Annotated in this window: 21 protein-coding genes; 20 read left to right on the top strand and 1 reads right to left on the bottom strand. The window is 68.3% G+C overall.

Annotated elements, in window-relative coordinates; genetic code table 11:
• The first annotated feature begins 20 nt into the window (after positions 1-20).
• The 16 genes from rpsH (at position 21) to truA (ending at position 10,395) form a co-directional block, all read left to right on the top strand.
• On the top strand, positions 21-419 hold the full coding sequence (rpsH, locus tag ACZ53K_RS06850; RefSeq protein ID WP_227046489.1) for a 30S ribosomal protein S8: 399 nt from the start codon (positions 21-23) through the stop codon (positions 417-419).
• Positions 420-441: 22 nt separating this feature from the next.
• The gene (gene rplF, locus ACZ53K_RS06845; RefSeq protein ID WP_468832606.1) at positions 442-981 is read left to right on the top strand and encodes a 50S ribosomal protein L6; all 540 of its coding nucleotides are present in this window, start codon (positions 442-444) and stop codon (positions 979-981) included.
• Positions 982-984: 3 nt separating this feature from the next.
• On the top strand, positions 985-1,368 hold the full coding sequence (gene rplR, locus ACZ53K_RS06840; protein ID WP_406522742.1) for a 50S ribosomal protein L18: 384 nt from the start codon (positions 985-987) through the stop codon (positions 1,366-1,368).
• Between the two features lie 46 nt (positions 1,369-1,414).
• A complete protein-coding gene (rpsE, locus tag ACZ53K_RS06835) occupies positions 1,415-2,020 on the top strand; it encodes a 30S ribosomal protein S5 (protein WP_030016981.1) in 606 nt (201 codons plus the stop codon).
• Complete coding sequence (gene rpmD / locus ACZ53K_RS06830) at positions 2,020-2,202, top strand: 50S ribosomal protein L30 (protein ID WP_030016980.1); 183 nt, start codon at positions 2,020-2,022, stop codon at positions 2,200-2,202. Before rpsE ends, rpmD begins: the two co-directional genes overlap by 1 nt.
• A 1-nt stretch (position 2,203) precedes the next feature.
• Entirely contained in the window at positions 2,204-2,659 is a 456-nt protein-coding gene (rplO, locus tag ACZ53K_RS06825) for a 50S ribosomal protein L15 (protein WP_030016979.1), read from the top strand.
• Positions 2,660-2,893: 234 nt separating this feature from the next.
• Positions 2,894-4,207 (top strand): preprotein translocase subunit SecY, encoded by a 1,314-nt coding sequence (gene secY, locus ACZ53K_RS06820; RefSeq protein WP_468832604.1) that lies wholly within the window; start codon positions 2,894-2,896, stop codon positions 4,205-4,207.
• Complete coding sequence (locus ACZ53K_RS06815; protein ID WP_468832602.1) at positions 4,207-4,860, top strand: adenylate kinase; 654 nt, start codon at positions 4,207-4,209, stop codon at positions 4,858-4,860. Before secY ends, ACZ53K_RS06815 begins: the two co-directional genes overlap by 1 nt.
• Before the next feature lie 128 nt (positions 4,861-4,988).
• Entirely contained in the window at positions 4,989-5,825 is an 837-nt protein-coding gene (map, locus tag ACZ53K_RS06810; RefSeq protein ID WP_468832601.1) for a type I methionyl aminopeptidase, read from the top strand.
• Between the two features lie 194 nt (positions 5,826-6,019).
• Positions 6,020-6,241: a translation initiation factor IF-1 gene (gene infA, locus ACZ53K_RS06805; protein WP_003956442.1), complete on the top strand. Its 222-nt coding sequence runs from the start codon at positions 6,020-6,022 to the stop codon at positions 6,239-6,241.
• Positions 6,242-6,299: 58 nt separating this feature from the next.
• Entirely contained in the window at positions 6,300-6,413 is a 114-nt protein-coding gene (rpmJ, locus tag ACZ53K_RS06800) for a 50S ribosomal protein L36 (protein ID WP_003956441.1), read from the top strand.
• A gap of 205 nt (positions 6,414-6,618) precedes the next feature.
• On the top strand, positions 6,619-6,999 hold the full coding sequence (gene rpsM, locus ACZ53K_RS06795) for a 30S ribosomal protein S13 (protein WP_006604894.1): 381 nt from the start codon (positions 6,619-6,621) through the stop codon (positions 6,997-6,999).
• 64 nt (positions 7,000-7,063) lie between these two features.
• Positions 7,064-7,468, top strand: coding sequence for a 30S ribosomal protein S11 (rpsK, locus tag ACZ53K_RS06790; RefSeq protein WP_004571845.1), 405 nt, complete (start codon positions 7,064-7,066; stop codon positions 7,466-7,468).
• Between the two features lie 198 nt (positions 7,469-7,666).
• Positions 7,667-8,689 (top strand): DNA-directed RNA polymerase subunit alpha, encoded by a 1,023-nt coding sequence (locus ACZ53K_RS06785; RefSeq protein ID WP_003956430.1) that lies wholly within the window; start codon positions 7,667-7,669, stop codon positions 8,687-8,689.
• A gap of 286 nt (positions 8,690-8,975) precedes the next feature.
• Positions 8,976-9,470, top strand: a complete 495-nt coding sequence (gene rplQ, locus ACZ53K_RS06780) for a 50S ribosomal protein L17 (RefSeq protein WP_468832599.1) — start codon at positions 8,976-8,978, stop codon at positions 9,468-9,470.
• 73 nt (positions 9,471-9,543) lie between these two features.
• The gene (gene truA, locus ACZ53K_RS06775; RefSeq protein WP_468832598.1) at positions 9,544-10,395 is read left to right on the top strand and encodes a tRNA pseudouridine(38-40) synthase TruA; all 852 of its coding nucleotides are present in this window, start codon (positions 9,544-9,546) and stop codon (positions 10,393-10,395) included.
• 18 nt (positions 10,396-10,413) lie between these two features.
• Here the strand turns inward: truA and ACZ53K_RS06770 are convergent, their stop codons facing one another.
• The gene (locus ACZ53K_RS06770) at positions 10,414-11,238 is read right to left on the bottom strand and encodes a hypothetical protein (RefSeq protein WP_468832596.1); all 825 of its coding nucleotides are present in this window, start codon (positions 11,236-11,238) and stop codon (positions 10,414-10,416) included.
• Positions 11,239-11,294: 56 nt separating this feature from the next.
• On the opposite strand from ACZ53K_RS06770, the gene ACZ53K_RS06765 reads away from it, so the two are divergent.
• The 4 genes from ACZ53K_RS06765 to rpsI all read left to right on the top strand — a co-directional run bounded on the left by ACZ53K_RS06765 (position 11,295) and on the right by rpsI (position 15,430).
• The gene (locus ACZ53K_RS06765) at positions 11,295-12,914 is read left to right on the top strand and encodes an ABC-F family ATP-binding cassette domain-containing protein (protein ID WP_468832595.1); all 1,620 of its coding nucleotides are present in this window, start codon (positions 11,295-11,297) and stop codon (positions 12,912-12,914) included.
• A gap of 64 nt (positions 12,915-12,978) precedes the next feature.
• On the top strand, positions 12,979-14,226 hold the full coding sequence (locus tag ACZ53K_RS06760) for a glycosyltransferase family 87 protein (RefSeq protein WP_468832594.1): 1,248 nt from the start codon (positions 12,979-12,981) through the stop codon (positions 14,224-14,226).
• Between the two features lie 206 nt (positions 14,227-14,432).
• Complete coding sequence (rplM, locus tag ACZ53K_RS06755) at positions 14,433-14,876, top strand: 50S ribosomal protein L13 (protein WP_073768941.1); 444 nt, start codon at positions 14,433-14,435, stop codon at positions 14,874-14,876.
• Positions 14,877-14,917: 41 nt separating this feature from the next.
• Positions 14,918-15,430, top strand: coding sequence for a 30S ribosomal protein S9 (gene rpsI / locus ACZ53K_RS06750; RefSeq protein WP_398347801.1), 513 nt, complete (start codon positions 14,918-14,920; stop codon positions 15,428-15,430).
• The last annotated feature ends 91 nt before the right edge of the window (positions 15,431-15,521 follow it).

Genomic DNA, 15,521 nt, shown 5'->3' with positions numbered 1-15,521 from the left:
GAGAGGCCGAAGGCCAATTCATGACCATGACTGACCCCATCGCAGACATGCTCACGCGTCTGCGGAACGCGAACTCGGCGTACCACGACACCGTCGTGATGCCGCACAGCAAGATCAAGTCGCACATCGCGGAGATCCTCCAGCAGGAGGGCTACATCACCGGCTGGAAGGTCGAGGACGCCGAGGTCGGCAAGAACCTCACCCTCGAGCTGAAGTTCGGCCCGAACCGCGAGCGCTCGATCGCCGGCATCAAGCGCATCTCGAAGCCGGGCCTGCGGGTCTACGCAAAGTCCACCAACCTGCCGAAGGTGCTCGGCGGCCTGGGCGTGGCGATCATCTCCACGTCGCACGGTCTCCTCACCGGTCAGCAGGCCAGCAAGAAGGGCGTAGGCGGAGAAGTTCTCGCCTACGTCTGGTAATTCGGGAACGGAGGAATAGCTAATGTCGCGTATTGGCAAGCTGCCCATCCAGGTTCCCGCTGGTGTGGACGTCACCATCGACGGCCGCACGGTTTCGGTGAAGGGCCCCAAGGGTTCCCTGCAGCACACCGTCGCCGCGCCCATCGAGGTCGCCAAGGGTGAAGACGGCGTCATCGCCGTCACCCGCCCGAACGACGAGCGTCAGAACAAGGCCCTGCACGGCCTGTCCCGCACGCTGGTGGCGAACATGATCACCGGCGTGACCCAGGGATTCAGCAAGGCGCTCGAGATCAGCGGTGTCGGTTACCGCGTCCAGGCGAAGGGCTCCGACCTGGAGTTCTCGCTCGGGTACAGCCACCCGATCCTGATCGAGGCGCCCGAGGGCATCTCGTTCAAGGTCGAGTCCCCGACCAAGCTGAGCGTCGAGGGCATCGACAAGCAGAAGGTCGGCGAGGTCGCCGCGAACATCCGCAAGCTGCGCAAGCCCGACCCGTACAAGGCCAAGGGCGTCAAGTACGCCGGCGAGGTCATCCGCCGCAAGGTCGGAAAGGCTGGTAAGTAAGCCATGGCATACGGTGTGAAGGTCGCGAAGGGCGACGCCTACAAGCGCGCCGCCGCGAAGCGTCGCCACATCCGCATCCGTAAGCGGATTTCGGGTACGCCGGAGCGTCCGCGTCTGGTCGTGACGCGGTCCAACCGCGGTATCACCGCCCAGGTCATCGACGACATCAAGGGTCACACCCTGGCGTCGGCGTCGACCCTGGACGCGTCGATCCGCGGCGGCGAGGGCAACAAGACGGACTCGGCCAAGCAGGTCGGTTCCCTGGTCGCCGAGCGCGCCAAGGCCGCCGGCGTCGAGGCCGTCGTGTTCGACCGTGGTGGCAAGCAGTACGCCGGGCGGATTGCCGCTCTGGCCGACGCCGCCCGCGAAGCCGGGCTGAAGTTCTAAGCCCCGGTTCCGTAGCTAGCGGACGTAACAGAGAGAGGTAAATCCAATGGCTGGACCCCAGCGCCGCGGGAGCGGTGCCGGTGGCGGCGAGCGGCGGGACCGTAAGGACCGGCGGGACGGCGGCGCAGCTGCCGAGAAGACCGCCTACGTCGAGCGGGTTGTCGCAATCAACCGCGTCGCCAAGGTTGTGAAGGGTGGTCGTCGCTTCAGCTTCACCGCGCTGGTCGTGGTGGGCGACGGTGACGGCACCGTGGGTGTCGGTTACGGCAAGGCCAAGGAGGTGCCGGCCGCCATCGCCAAGGGTGTTGAGGAGGCCAAGAAGCACTTCTTCAAGGTCCCCCGTATCGGCGGCACCATCCCCCACCCGATCCAGGGCGAAGAGGCCGCGGGCGTCGTCCTGCTCAAGCCGGCTTCCCCCGGTACCGGTGTGATCGCCGGTGGCCCGGTGCGCGCCGTGCTGGAGTGCGCGGGCATCCACGACGTGCTGAGCAAGTCGCTCGGTTCGTCGAACCCGATCAACATCGTGCACGCCACGCGCGCCGCGCTCCAGGGCCTTCAGCGGCCCGAGGAGATCGCCGCCCGTCGTGGTCTGCCGCTGGAGGACGTTGCTCCCGCCGCTCTGCTGCGGGCGCGTGCCGGGGTGAACGCGTAATGGCTTCGCTCAAGATCACGCAGACCAAGTCCATCATCGGCAGCAAGCAGAACCACCGCGACACCCTGCGTTCGCTCGGTCTCAAGAAGATCAACGACGTGGTTGTCAAGGAAGACCGCCCCGAGTACCGCGGCATGGTGCACACCGTCCGCCACCTCGTGACGGTCGAGGAGGTCGACTGACATGGCGGAGAACAACCCGCTGAAGGTCCACAACCTCCGTCCTGCCCCGGGCGCCAAGACCGCCAAGACCCGTGTGGGTCGTGGTGAGGCGTCCAAGGGTAAGACCGCAGGTCGTGGTACCAAGGGCACGAAGGCCCGTTACCAGGTTCCGGAGCGCTTCGAGGGCGGGCAGATGCCCCTCCACATGCGCCTCCCGAAGCTGAAGGGCTTCAAGAACCCCGCCCACAAGCAGTTCCAGGTCGTGAACCTGGACAAGCTGGCCGCGCTCTACCCGCAGGGTGGCGAGGTCACGGTGACCGACCTGGTCGCCAAGGGCGCGGTGCGCAAGAACGAGCTCGTCAAGGTCCTGGGCCAGGGCGAGATCTCCGTGGCGCTGACGGTGACGGTCGACTCCGTCTCCGGCTCCGCCAAGGAGAAGATCACCGCTGCCGGTGGCAGCGTCACCGAGCTCATCTGAGCTCAGTGAATCAACTGACCGGGGATGCCCACGTATTGGGGCATCCCCGGTCGGTCGTTCCAAGGGGGGCGTGGTCGCCGGTAAGGTGGCGTGCACTGTTGCTGTATTTTCCGGGGGTTCTTCCCCCGGGCCCCCACCGCGTGGGCTAATGTCTGCGCGGTTTTGGCCGCTCTGTATCCGTCATCCTCAAGACCGTCACCTCTCGCTCCAGAGGCGGGAGGCGCAGGAGGCACCGTGCTCACCGCGTTCGCCCGAGCGTTCAAGACGCCCGACCTGCGCAAGAAGCTGCTGTTCACATTGGGCATCGTGCTCGTCTACCGGCTCGGAGCACATGTTCCGGTGCCCGGGGTGAACTACTCCAATGTCGACACCTGCATGAAGCAGGCCGGCGCCAACGGCGGCCTCTTCGGCCTGGTGAACATGTTCAGCGGTGGTGCGCTGCTCCAGATCACGATCTTCGCGCTGGGGATCATGCCGTACATCACGGCGAGCATCATCCTCCAGCTGCTGACCGTGGTGATCCCCCGTCTGGAAGCCCTCAAGAAAGAGGGCCAGTCCGGACAGGCGAAGATCACCCAGTACACCCGTTACCTGACCGTCGCGCTGGCGGTCCTCCAGGGCACCGGCCTGGTCGCCACCGCCAAGAGCGGCTCGCTGTTCCAGGGCTGCCCCGTCGCCGGCGAGATCGTGCCGAATGACTCCATCTTCACGACCATCACCATGGTCATCACCATGACCGCTGGTACGGCCATGGTCATGTGGCTCGGTGAGCTGGTGACCGACCGGGGCATCGGCAACGGCATGTCGATCCTGATGTTCGTCGGCATCGCGGCCGGCTTCCCCGGCTCGCTGTGGCAGATCAAGATGTCCGGCAAGCTGGCCGACGGCTGGATCGAGTTCTTCGCCGTCATCGTGGTGGGTCTGGCGATGGTCGCCCTGGTGATCTTCGTCGAGCAGGCTCAGCGGCGGGTCCCCGTGCAGTACGCCAAGCGGATGATCGGACGCCGCTCGTACGGCGGTACGTCCACCTACATCCCGCTCAAGGTGAACCAGGCGGGTGTGATCCCCGTCATCTTCGCTTCGTCGCTGCTCTACATCCCGGCCCTGGTGGCACAGTTCAGCGGGTCGAAGGCCGGCTGGGCGACGTGGATCGCCACCAACTTCACCAAGGGCGACCACCCGGTCTACATCGTCACGTACTTCCTGCTGATCGTCTTCTTCGCGTTCTTCTACGTCGCCATCTCCTTCAACCCCGAAGAAGTTGCCGACAACATGAAGAAGTATGGTGGCTTCATCCCGGGGATCCGGGCCGGTCGCCCCACGGCCGAGTACCTCAGCTACGTGCTCAACCGGATCACGTGGCCGGGCTCGCTGTACCTGGGTCTGATCGCGCTGGTGCCCACCGTGGCGTTGGTGCTGTTCAAGGCCAACCAGAACTTCCCGTTCGGCGGGACGAGCATCCTGATCATCGTGGGTGTGGGTCTGGAGACCGTGAAGCAGATCGAGAGCCAGCTCCAGCAGCGCAACTACGAAGGGTTCCTCCGCTGATGCGAATCGTCCTCGTCGGGCCTCCTGGGGCAGGCAAGGGTACGCAGGCCGCGTACCTGGCCAAGAACCTCTCGATCCCGCACATCTCCACGGGCGACCTCTTCCGCGCCAACATCAGCCAGGGCACCGACCTCGGCAAAGAGGCGAAGTCCTACATGGACGCGGGCAACCTGGTCCCCGACTCGGTGACGATCGCGATGGCCGAGGACCGGATGAACCAGGAGGACGCCGCCCACGGCTTCCTGCTGGACGGCTTCCCGCGCAACCTGGGCCAGGCCGAGGCGCTGGACGGGTACCTCAAGACCAAGGGCGTGAAGCTGGACGCCGTCCTGGACCTGGAGGTCCCGGAGGACGAGGTCGTCAAGCGGATCGCGGGCCGCCGGATCTGCCGCAACGACAGCAGCCACGTCTTCCACGTCGCGTACCACGCGCCGAAGGCCGAGGGCGTCTGCGACATCTGCGGCGGTGACCTGTACCAGCGCGACGACGACCGCGAGGAGACCGTCCGCAAGCGGCTGGAGGTCTACCACACGGAGACCGAGCCGATCATCGACCACTACAAGGCCCAGGACCTGGTCGTCACGATCCCGGCCCTCGGCAAGGTGGACGAGGTCACCCAGCGCGCGATGGCCGCCCTGGGCAAGGGCGAGTAGGCACGGCAGGACCACGCGTACGGCCGCGGTGCCCGGAGTCGGGCGCCGCGGCCGTATCGTGTAGTGGGGCGGCCGGGTGCCGCCGCAGCAGCGTCGTAGAAGTCGGTTTGAGGAAGGCGTAAGCCCCCATGGTGGAGATCAAGACCCCCGAGCAGATCGCGAAGATGCGCGAGGCGGGGCTGGTGGTCGCCGCCATCCACGCGGCGACCCGTGAGGTGGCGGTGCCCGGCGCCACCACCAAGGACCTGGACGATGCCGCCCGCAAGGTGCTGGCCGAGCACGGCGCCAAGTCGAACTTCCTCGGGTACGGCGGCTTCCCCGCGACGATCTGCACGTCGGTCAACGACGTCGTCGTCCACGGCATCCCCGACACCGAGACCGTCCTCGCCGACGGCGACATCATCTCCATCGACTGCGGCGCGATCATCGACGGCTGGCACGGCGACGCCGCGTACACCGCCTTCGTGGGCTCCGGTCATGCTCCGGAGCTGGTCGAGCTGAGCCGGGTGACCGAGGAGTCCATGTGGGCCGGCATCGCGGCCGTCCGCAAGGGCAACCGCCTGGTCGACATCTCCAAGGCGATCGAGGGCTTCATCCGCCGCCAGCCGCGCCCGGCCAACGGCAAGTACGGCATCGTCGAGGACTACGGCGGCCACGGCATCGGCTCGCAGATGCACATGGACCCGCACCTGCTGAACTACGTCGACCGCAAGCGCGGCCGCGGCCCGAAGCTGGTCCCCGGCTTCTGCATCGCCATCGAGCCCATGGTGAACCTGGGCACGGCCAAGACCCATGTCCTGGAAGACGACTGGACGGTCAAGTCGAACGACGGCAGCTGGTCCTCGCACTGGGAGCACTCGGTCGCGCTGACCGAGCAGGGCCCGCTGGTGCTGACCGCCCCCGACGGCGGCAAGGCGAAGCTGGCCGAGCTGGGCATCGAGGCCGCTCCCGACCCGCTGGCCTGACCTTTGCGTACGTCCCCGGCGCGTCCCGGGCCCCAAGGCGTAACGATCACTGTCGGTGGGCAATAATCGTGGATTCGTCTTTTCGGGAACCCTGACGTAGACTGACGCGTCGGCTGTCGTGCATCCGTGTGCCTGTTTGTCGGGCATGCCGTATGCGCGTAGTCGATCAAGGTAGCCGATTCGAAGGGCGAAGCGTGGCCAAGAAGCAAGGTGCCATCGAGATCGAGGGCACCGTGATCGAGTCCCTGCCGAACGCAATGTTCAAGGTGGAACTCCAGAACGGTCACAAGGTCCTCGCGCACATCAGCGGCAAGATGCGGATGCACTACATCCGCATCCTCCCGGATGACCGGGTCGTCGTGGAGCTGTCTCCTTACGACCTGACGCGTGGCCGGATCGTCTACCGCTACAAGTAGATCTTGTCGACGCCCCCTCCCGTGGGGTGGCGGCACTGACCCGGAGAACCTGCATCCCATGAAGGTCAAGCCGAGCGTCAAGAAGATCTGCGACAAGTGCAAGGTGATCCGCCGTCACGGCCGGGTCATGGTGATCTGCGACAACCTGCGCCACAAGCAGCGCCAGGGCTGACGCACGCCGACCTCTCTGCATTTCGCAGTATCTTCGCGCGACGCATACGCACAGTAAACGTACATACGCAGACACCCGACCCCTCGTGTTCGCTCACGTGGGAACGACACCCCCGGCTCGGAGGCCGGGGACCCGGCTCGTAATGCTCCAGAGTCTTACGGGAACGGTGCTGCGGAAGACCTCCGAATACATCAGGAGCCTATAAATGGCACGCCTCGCAGGCGTTGATCTCCCGCGCGAAAAGCGCGTCGAGGTCGCCCTCACCTACGTCTTCGGCATCGGGCGCACCCTGTCGCAGCAGACCCTCGCCGCCACCGGCGTGAACCCGGACACCCGCGTTCGCGACCTGGCCGAGGAAGACCTGGTCAAGATCCGCGAGTACGTGGACAACAACCTCAAGACCGAGGGTGACCTCCGTCGCGAGATCCAGGCCGACATCCGCCGCAAGGTCGAGATCGGCTGCTACCAGGGTCTGCGTCACCGCCGCGGCCTGCCGGTGCACGGTCAGCGCACCAGCACGAACGCCCGTACCCGCAAGGGTCCGCGTCGCGCGATCGCCGGCAAGAAGAAGCCGGGCAAGAAGTAGTCCTCAGCGGACGCTCATCAGCGGTCTTCGCTGTAGGACCGACCACCTCCACCGGGAGTAATACATGCCTCCGAAGGGCCGTACGGCCGGCGCCAAGAAGGTGCGCCGCAAGGAGAAGAAGAACGTCGCCCACGGGCACGCTCACATCAAGAGCACGTTCAACAACACCATCGTTTCGATCACCGACCCCACGGGCAACGTGATCTCCTGGGCCTCGGCGGGCCACGTGGGCTTCAAGGGCTCGCGCAAGTCCACGCCGTTCGCCGCGCAGATGGCTGCCGAGTCGGCCGCCCGCCGCGCGCAGGAGCACGGCATGCGCAAGGTCGACGTCTTCGTCAAGGGTCCCGGCTCCGGCCGTGAGACCGCGATCCGCTCGCTCCAGGCCACCGGCCTGGAGGTCGGCTCGATCCAGGACGTCACCCCCACGCCGCACAACGGCTGCCGTCCCCCCAAGCGTCGTCGCGTCTGACGCCGCGCGGCCGCTCGACGGCCGCAGCCTGTCGGTCCGCGCTCCGGCGCGGCCCGGCACCGGGCACTTTTCGGGCGGTACGCCGCGACTCCTGGGAGCCGCGCCGTGCCGCCCGTACCCTTGTAGAAACCGCCGGGCCACCGTCCGGCGCAGCTGGCATCAAATAGCGGGTGCCAAGACTGGAAGGCGAAACACCTCATGCTGATCGCTCAGCGCCCCTCGCTGACCGAAGAGGTCGTCGACGAATACCGCTCCCGGTTCGTGATCGAGCCGCTGGAGCCGGGCTTCGGCTACACCCTCGGCAACTCCCTGCGTCGTACGCTCCTCTCCTCGATCCCGGGTGCGGCGGTCACGTCCATCCGCATCGACGGTGTCCTGCACGAGTTCACCACCGTGCCGGGCGTCAAGGAGGACGTCACCGACCTCATCCTCAACATCAAGCAGCTGGTCGTCTCCTCGGAGCACGACGAGCCGGTCGTGATGTACCTGCGCAAGCAGGGCCCCGGCCTGGTCACCGCCGCGGACATCGCCCCGCCGGCCGGTGTCGAGGTGCACAACCCCGACCTGGTCCTCGCCACCCTCAACGGCAAGGGCAAGCTGGAGATGGAGCTGACCGTCGAGCGCGGCCGCGGCTACGTCTCCGCCGTGCAGAACAAGCAGGTCGGCCAGGAGATCGGCCGCATCCCGGTCGACTCCATCTACTCGCCGGTCCTCAAGGTCACCTACAAGGTCGAGGCGACCCGTGTCGAGCAGCGCACCGACTTCGACAAGCTGATCGTCGACGTCGAGACCAAGCAGGCCATGCGTCCCCGTGACGCCATGGCGTCGGCCGGCAAGACCCTGGTCGAGCTGTTCGGTCTGGCGCGCGAGCTGAACATCGACGCCGAGGGCATCGACATGGGCCCGTCCCCCACGGACGCCGCCCTGGCCGCCGATCTGGCGCTGCCGATCGAGGAGCTGGAGCTCACCGTTCGGTCGTACAACTGCCTCAAGCGCGAGGGCATCCACTCCGTGGGTGAGCTCGTCGCCCGCTCCGAGGCCGACCTGCTCGACATCCGCAACTTCGGTGCGAAGTCGATCGACGAGGTCAAGGCGAAGCTGGCCGGCATGGGCCTGGCCCTGAAGGACTCGCCTCCCGGGTTCGACCCGACCGCTGCGGCTGACGCCTTTGGCGCCGATGATGACGCGGATGCCGGGTTCGTGGAGACCGAGCAGTACTGAGCCCGCCGTACGGCGGGTCGGCCGGGAACGGCGGCCCGCCGTACTTGGGTGCAGGCTTGACCGGCCCTGGGGCCTTGTCCTCAAGCTCCCCCAGCTACCGCTGGGAGGTTCCCCCAGGACGGGCTGGAGTGTGCCTGGCCGGGCTGGAGTGACGAGCCTGGCCGAGACTGGGAGCGGCAGGGCGACCTGTCGCGGCCAGCGTGAATGATCTTCCGCGGGGCGGCCGCCCCACGGGAACTGACACCGGTACCTGATACGGCCGGTGCAGCAATGAAGGAGAAATACCATGCCGAAGCCCGCCAAGGGTGCCCGTCTGGGCGGCGGCGCAGCGCACGAGCGTCTGATGCTGCGCAACCTGGCCACCGCGCTGTTCGAGCACGGCCGCATCACGACGACCGAGGCCAAGGCCCGTCGTCTGCGTCCGTACGCCGAGCGTCTGGTGACGAAGGCGAAGAAGGGTGACCTGCACAACCGTCGTCAGGTCATGCAGCTGATCTCGGACAAGAGCGTCGTGCACACGCTCTTCACGGAGATCGCGCCGCGCTTCGCGGAGCGTCCGGGTGGTTACACCCGTATCACCAAGATCGGCAACCGTCGTGGCGACAACGCCCCGATGTCGGTCATTGAGCTGGTCGAGGGCGAGATCGCCAAGAAGGCGACCGTTGCCGAGGCCGAGGCCGCGACCAAGCGCGCGGTGAAGGAGTCCGACGAGGCCGCCAAGGCCGAGGACACCAAGGGCGAGGCCGCCGAGGCCCCGGCCGAGGAGTCGAAGGACGCCTGAGCCTGACACAGGCCGTTGGACGGGCCCGCTCCCCTCAGGGGGGCGGGCCCGTTCCGCTTGAGAGGATGCTCGCGTGAGCGATGAAGTGGAGCCCGGGTTCGTACGGGTGCGGCTGGACCTTTCGTACGACGGGAAGGACTTCTCGGGCTGGGCGAAGCAGCGGGCGCGGCGCACGGTCCAGGAGGAGCTGGAGACGGCGCTGCGGACGGTGACGCGGTCGGCCGCGGCGTATGAGCTGACGGTGGCGGGGCGTACGGACGCGGGGGTGCACGCGCGCGGTCAGGTGGCGCACGTGGATCTGCCGGCGGAGCTGTGGGCCGAGCACGCGGACAAGCTGCTGCGGCGGCTGGCCGGGCGGCTGCCGAAGGACGTACGGGTGTGGCGGGTGGCCGAGGCGCCGTACGGGTTCAACGCGCGGTTCTCGGCGATCTGGCGGCGGTACGCCTATCGGGTGACGGACCACCCGGGTGGTGTCGATCCGCTGCTGCGCGGCCATGTGCTGTGGCACGACTGGGACCTGGACGTGGACGCGATGAACGCGGCGTCGCAGGCGCTGCTGGGGGAGCATGATTTTGCTGCCTACTGCAAGCGGCGTGAGGGCGCGACGACGATCCGTACGCTGCAGACGCTGAGCTGGGTCCGGGACGCCGACGGGATCATCACCGCGACGGTGAAGGCGGACGCCTTCTGCCACAACATGGTGCGGTCGCTGGTGGGCGCGCTGCTGTTCGTGGGGGACGGGCACCGGCCGGTGGAGTGGCCGGGGAAGGTGCTGGCGGCCGGGGTGCGGGACTCCGCCGTGCACGTCGTACGGCCGCACGGGCTGACGCTGGAGGAGGTCGGCTATCCGGCGGACGACCTGCTCATGGCCCGTAACAAGGAAGCGCGCAACAAGCGGACCCTGCCGGGGAGCGGCTGCTGCTGAGCCGCTCCCGGGCGGGTGTCAGGACTGGGCCTTGGCGGCCTTCGACGCCTGGTCCGTGCCGCGCTGCCAGATGCGGTTGTACGCGTACTGGCCGCCGTCCCGAGCTATCTTCAGGGCCTTGGTGGATGCCTTGGTGACGGGCGAGCCGTCGAGGTTGCCGGCGATGGTGAAGTAGGCGTAGCGGCCGGTGGCGTTGGTGTACATCGTGCAGGCCGTGCCCTGGCAGAAGGAGCCGACGCCGTCGCCGGTGAGCGGCGCGAGGCTGGCCTTGTTGGCGGCCTTGACCTTGAAGGCGGCGGCCTTGGAGTCGAAGACCGCGACGCCGACGGTGACCGCCACGCCGTCCTTGGCGTAGGTGGCGCGCAGCAGCTTCTTGCAGCCGTTGTGCTGCAGTTCCGAGCCGAGGGCGCCGTGGGTGCCGGCCGTGCAGTCGTCGGTGGCGGCGGTGGACTTGCGGGGGTAGCTGTTCTTGCCGAGCACCATGGTCTTGTCGGGGAAGAGGGTGTCGGGGCTGAGCGCCGCGGTGTCCTTCTTGGGGTCGGTGATGTAGTCCCGCGGGTTCGGCGGCGGCGGGACGGAGACCTCGGAGAAGGACGGCTTGGGGGCGTCGGGTTCGTCGGGCAGCTGCTGGGCGTGCGGCAGGTCGTTGCCGCCCTTGTTGCTGGTGATCACGGCGGTGGCGACGATGCCGGCCACGGCCACGGTCGCCAGCGCTCCGCCGCCGATGAACAGCCAGCGGCGGCGTTTGCCGCGGGCCTCGCTCTCGTCGGCGAGCGCGTCCCAGTCAGGAGTCGAGGAGTCCGGTCCCCCGGGGCCGAACGGCCCACCATGCCCAAAGCTCATGCCGCGCATCCTAAACCGGTTGGTGGAACGCGTGACTGGCGGCGACAATCCGGGCCATGGGACACGTGGAGGCCGGACATCTGGAGTACTACCTGCCGGACGGGCGGGTCCTGCTGGGGGACGTCTCCTTCCGGGTGGGGGAAGGTGCCTCGGTGGCGCTGGTCGGTGCCAACGGCGCGGGCAAGACGACGCTGCTGCGGCTGATCTCGGGGGAGCTGCAGCCGCACGGCGGCGCGGTGACGGTCAGTGGCGGGCTGGGGGTGATGCCGCAGTTCGTGGGCTCGGTCAGGGATGAGCGGACCGTGCGGGACCTGCTGGTGTCGGTGGCGCAGCCGCGGCTCGGGGAGGCTGCCGCGGCCGTGGACGCCGCTGAGCACGCGGTGATGACCGTGGATGACGAGGCCGCGCAGATGGCGTACGCGCAGGCGCTCAGTGACTGGGCCGAGGCGCGCGGGTACGAGGCCGAGACGGTGTGGGACATGTGCACCATGGCCGCGCTGGGCGTCCCGTACGACAAGGCGCAGTGGCGGCAGGTGCGCACGCTCAGCGGCGGTGAGCAGAAGCGGCTGGTGCTGGAGTCGCTGCTGCGCGGCACCGACGAGGTGCTGCTGCTGGACGAGCCGGACAACTATCTGGACGTGCCGGGCAAGCGCTGGCTGGAGGAGCGGCTGCGCGAAACGAAGAAGACGGTGCTGTTCGTCAGCCACGACCGGGAGCTGCTGGCCCGTTCCGCGGAGAAGATCATCAGCGTCGAGCCGGGGCCCGCCGGGTCGGACGTATGGGTGCACGGCGGTGGCTTCGGCACGTACCACGATGCCCGTAAGGAGCGCTTCGCGCGCTTCGAGGAGCTGCGGCGGCGCTGGGACGAGAAGCACGAGCAGCTGAAGAAGCTGGTGCGCAACCTGCGGCAGGCGGCGGAGAACAGCCACGAGCTGGCCTCGCGGTACCACGCCGCCCAGACCCGGCTGCGCAAGTTCGAGGAGGCCGGGCCGCCGCCGGAGCCGCCGCGCGAGCAGGAGATCACCATGCGGCTCAAGGGCGGCCGTACCGGCGTACGGGCCGTGACCTGCGAGGACCTTGAGCTGACCGGGCTGATGGAGCCGTTCGACCTGGAGGTCTTCTACGGGGAGCGGGTCGCGGTGCTGGGGTCGAACGGCTCCGGGAAGTCGCACTTCCTGCGGCTGCTCGCCGGGGAGGACGTCGCCCACACGGGGATGTGGAAGCTGGGGGCGCGCGTCGTGCCCGGTCACTTCGCGCAGACGCACGCTCACCCCGAGCTGGAGGGCCGCACGCTTCTGGACATTCTGTGGACGGAACACGCCAAGGACCGGGGCAAGGCGATGAGCGCGCTGCGCCGGTACGAGCTGGAGCGTCAGGCCGAGCAGCGTTTCGAGCGGCTGTCGGGCGGCCAGCAGGCGCGCTTCCAGATCCTGCTGCTGGAGCTGGCGGGGACCACCGCTCTGCTGCTGGACGAGCCGACCGACAACCTCGACCTGGAGAGCGCGGAGGCGCTTCAGGAGGGGCTGGAGGCGTACGCGGGGACGGTGCTGGCGGTGACGCACGACCGCTGGTTCGCGCGGTCCTTCGACCGGTATCTGGTCTTCGGCGCGGACGGCCGGGTGCGGGAGACGGCGGAGCCGGTGTGGGACGAGCGCAGGGTGGAGCGGAAGCGGTAGCGCTGGGTAGCCGTTCGGGGCGTGTCCGGTGGTGGGGCCGTGGGGGCGGCTCTTAGATGGACGCATGAGCGCGGAGAAAGCGGGCATAGCGGGCGCTGAAGAGGCGGGGCGGCCAGCGGACTCGCCGGTCGTCGGATGGCTGCTCCGGCGGGCCCCCTGGCCGCTGTGGGCGGTGGCCGCCGCCCTGATGGGTGCCTTGATCTTCCATGTCCAGCGGCACAGTCCCACCGTCGGCATGGACAACGCCTTCGTCGTGAAGGCGGCGCGTGCGCTGCTGGACGGTGCGGCGCCGTACGCCGACAAGCGGTTCCTGTATCTGCCGAGCGCGGTGCTGGCCGCGGTGCCCGAGGCGCTGCTGTCCGCCGGGAAGCTGCGGCTGCTGGTGCCGGTGGCGGGGGTGGGGCTGGTGATGCTGGGCTGGGCCGTCTCGCTGCGGATCTTCCGGATCTCCGTACGGAGCCGGCTGGCGGTGCTCGGGGCGGCGGCCCTGGCGTTCTTCGAGCCGTTCCGCAACGTGGTGAACCTCGGGAACTGGACGCTGGCCTCCGTGGTGGCGCTGCCCGCGGTGCTGCTGCTGGCGCTGCGCAACCGGTGGGTGGCCGCGGGCGCGGTCCTCGGGCTCGCGCTGGCCCTCAAGCCGCTGCTGGTGCCGCTGCTCCTGCTGCTGGTGATGGCGCGGCGGTGGCGGGCCCTCGCGGTGGCGGTCGCGGTGCCCGTCGCGGCGTCCGTGCTGGCGGTGCTGGTGATGCCGCGGCCCGGCATGTTCTTCACCCGTACGCTGCCGTTCCTGCTGCGCGGCCAGGACAGCTTCGCGCGGCCCTTCGACGCGTCGCTGGGCATGATTCTGACCCGTCTGGGCGTACCGGAGACCGCGGCGTACGGGATCGCGGCGGTGGCGGCGGTGGCCGGGGTCTGGTGCGCCTGGGTGCGCTGGCGGCGGGGTGACGCGGGGCCGCTGCGGCTCGCCGAGACCGCCGCGATGCTGATGCTCGCGGTGTTCCTGGTGTCCCGGCCGTCCTTCGACCACTATCTGCTGGTGGTGCTGCTGCCGCTGGTGGCCTCGGTCGCGCTGCCCGGCTCGGTGCCCCGCGCGGTCTGGTTCTGGGTCGCCCTGGTGCCGCAGGTCACCGGGCCGGCCTGGCCGCACCTGGAGGGACTGCACCGGCGGGCCTTCAAGGACGCGGCGATGCTGTGGACGGTCGCCGCCGTCATGGCATGGACATGCGTCCGTCCGCGGGTGCTGCGGGCGGTGGCCGTCCTGCCCGTGGGGCCCGAGGGCGCGGATCGCACGCCGGTTCGGGACGTGTTTTGACCCGGCTGGGGGCGGCCCGGTATTCTGCCAGTTCGTTATGCGTATTGGCTTGCTCTATCTCACGTGAGGGGCCCTTACGCCGGTCCACCGGGCCGATGACCAGCGGCAGGAACCCGGGTTGCGTCACCCGTGGTGCCGCCAGTGCTGGGCGATCGACCGAGGTGACCAGTACAGGCCCCTATTCACTGAAGAAGCGAAGGCTAACCGTGCGTACGTTCAGCCCCAAGCCCGGCGATGTCCAGCGCCAGTGGCACATCATTGACGCGCAGGACGTTGTCCTGGGCCGTCTGGCCTCCCAGGCCGCGTCCCTCCTGAGGGGCAAGCACAAGCCGGTGTACGCGCCGCACGTCGACACCGGTGACTTCGTCATCATCGTCAACGCCGACAAGGTGCACCTGTCCGGCAACAAGCGCAGCCAGAAGATGGCCTACCGCCACTCCGGCTTCCCGGGCGGTCTGCGCTCGGTGCGCTACGACGAGCTCCTCGACAAGAACCCCGAGAAGGCCGTCGAGAAGGCCATCAAGGGCATGCTCCCCAAGAACACCCTGGGCCGTCAGATGCTCTCGAAGCTGAAGGTCTACGCGGGTGCCGAGCACCCGCACGCTGCCCAGCAGCCGGTCCCGTTCGAGATCACCCAGGTCGCGCAGTAAGTCCGGCCACCCCCTAAGACGAAAAGAATCTGAGGAGAATCGTGGCTGAGACCACCGCCGAGACCCCGCTCGAAGAGGTAGAGGTCGAGGAGTACACGACCGAGACCGAGGTTCCGCTGGAGGGTGAGTACACCTCCGAGTCCCTCGCCTCGCGCTTCGGCGACCCGCAGCCGGCCGCCGGCCTGGGCCGTCGCAAGAACGCCATCGCCCGCGTCCGGATCATCCCGGGCACCGGCCAGTGGAAGATCAACGGTCGCACCCTTGAGGGTTACTTCCCGAACAAGGTGCACCAGCAGGAAGTCAACGAGCCCTTCAAGGTGCTCGAGCTCGACAACCGCTACGACGTGGTGGCCCGCATCTCCGGCGGCGGCATCTCCGGCCAGGCCGGTGCGCTGCGCCTGGGCGTGGCCCGTGCGCTGAACGAGGCGGACGAGGACAACAACCGCGGCCCGCTGAAGAAGGCCGGCTTCCTCAAGCGCGACGACCGTGCGGTCGAGCGCAAGAAGGCCGGTCTGAAGAAGGCCCGCAAGGCGCCGCAGTACAGCAAGCGCTAATTGCCGCTTGGCTGCTCGCGCGGCTCTTGGCGAACGCCCCGGTGGCACCATGCGTGCTGCCGGGGCGTTCGGCTATCCGGGACCAGCGGCG

The organism is Streptomyces sp. NPDC033221 (genome assembly GCF_055577005.1).
This window is presented reverse-complemented; position numbering and strand designations above follow the sequence as displayed.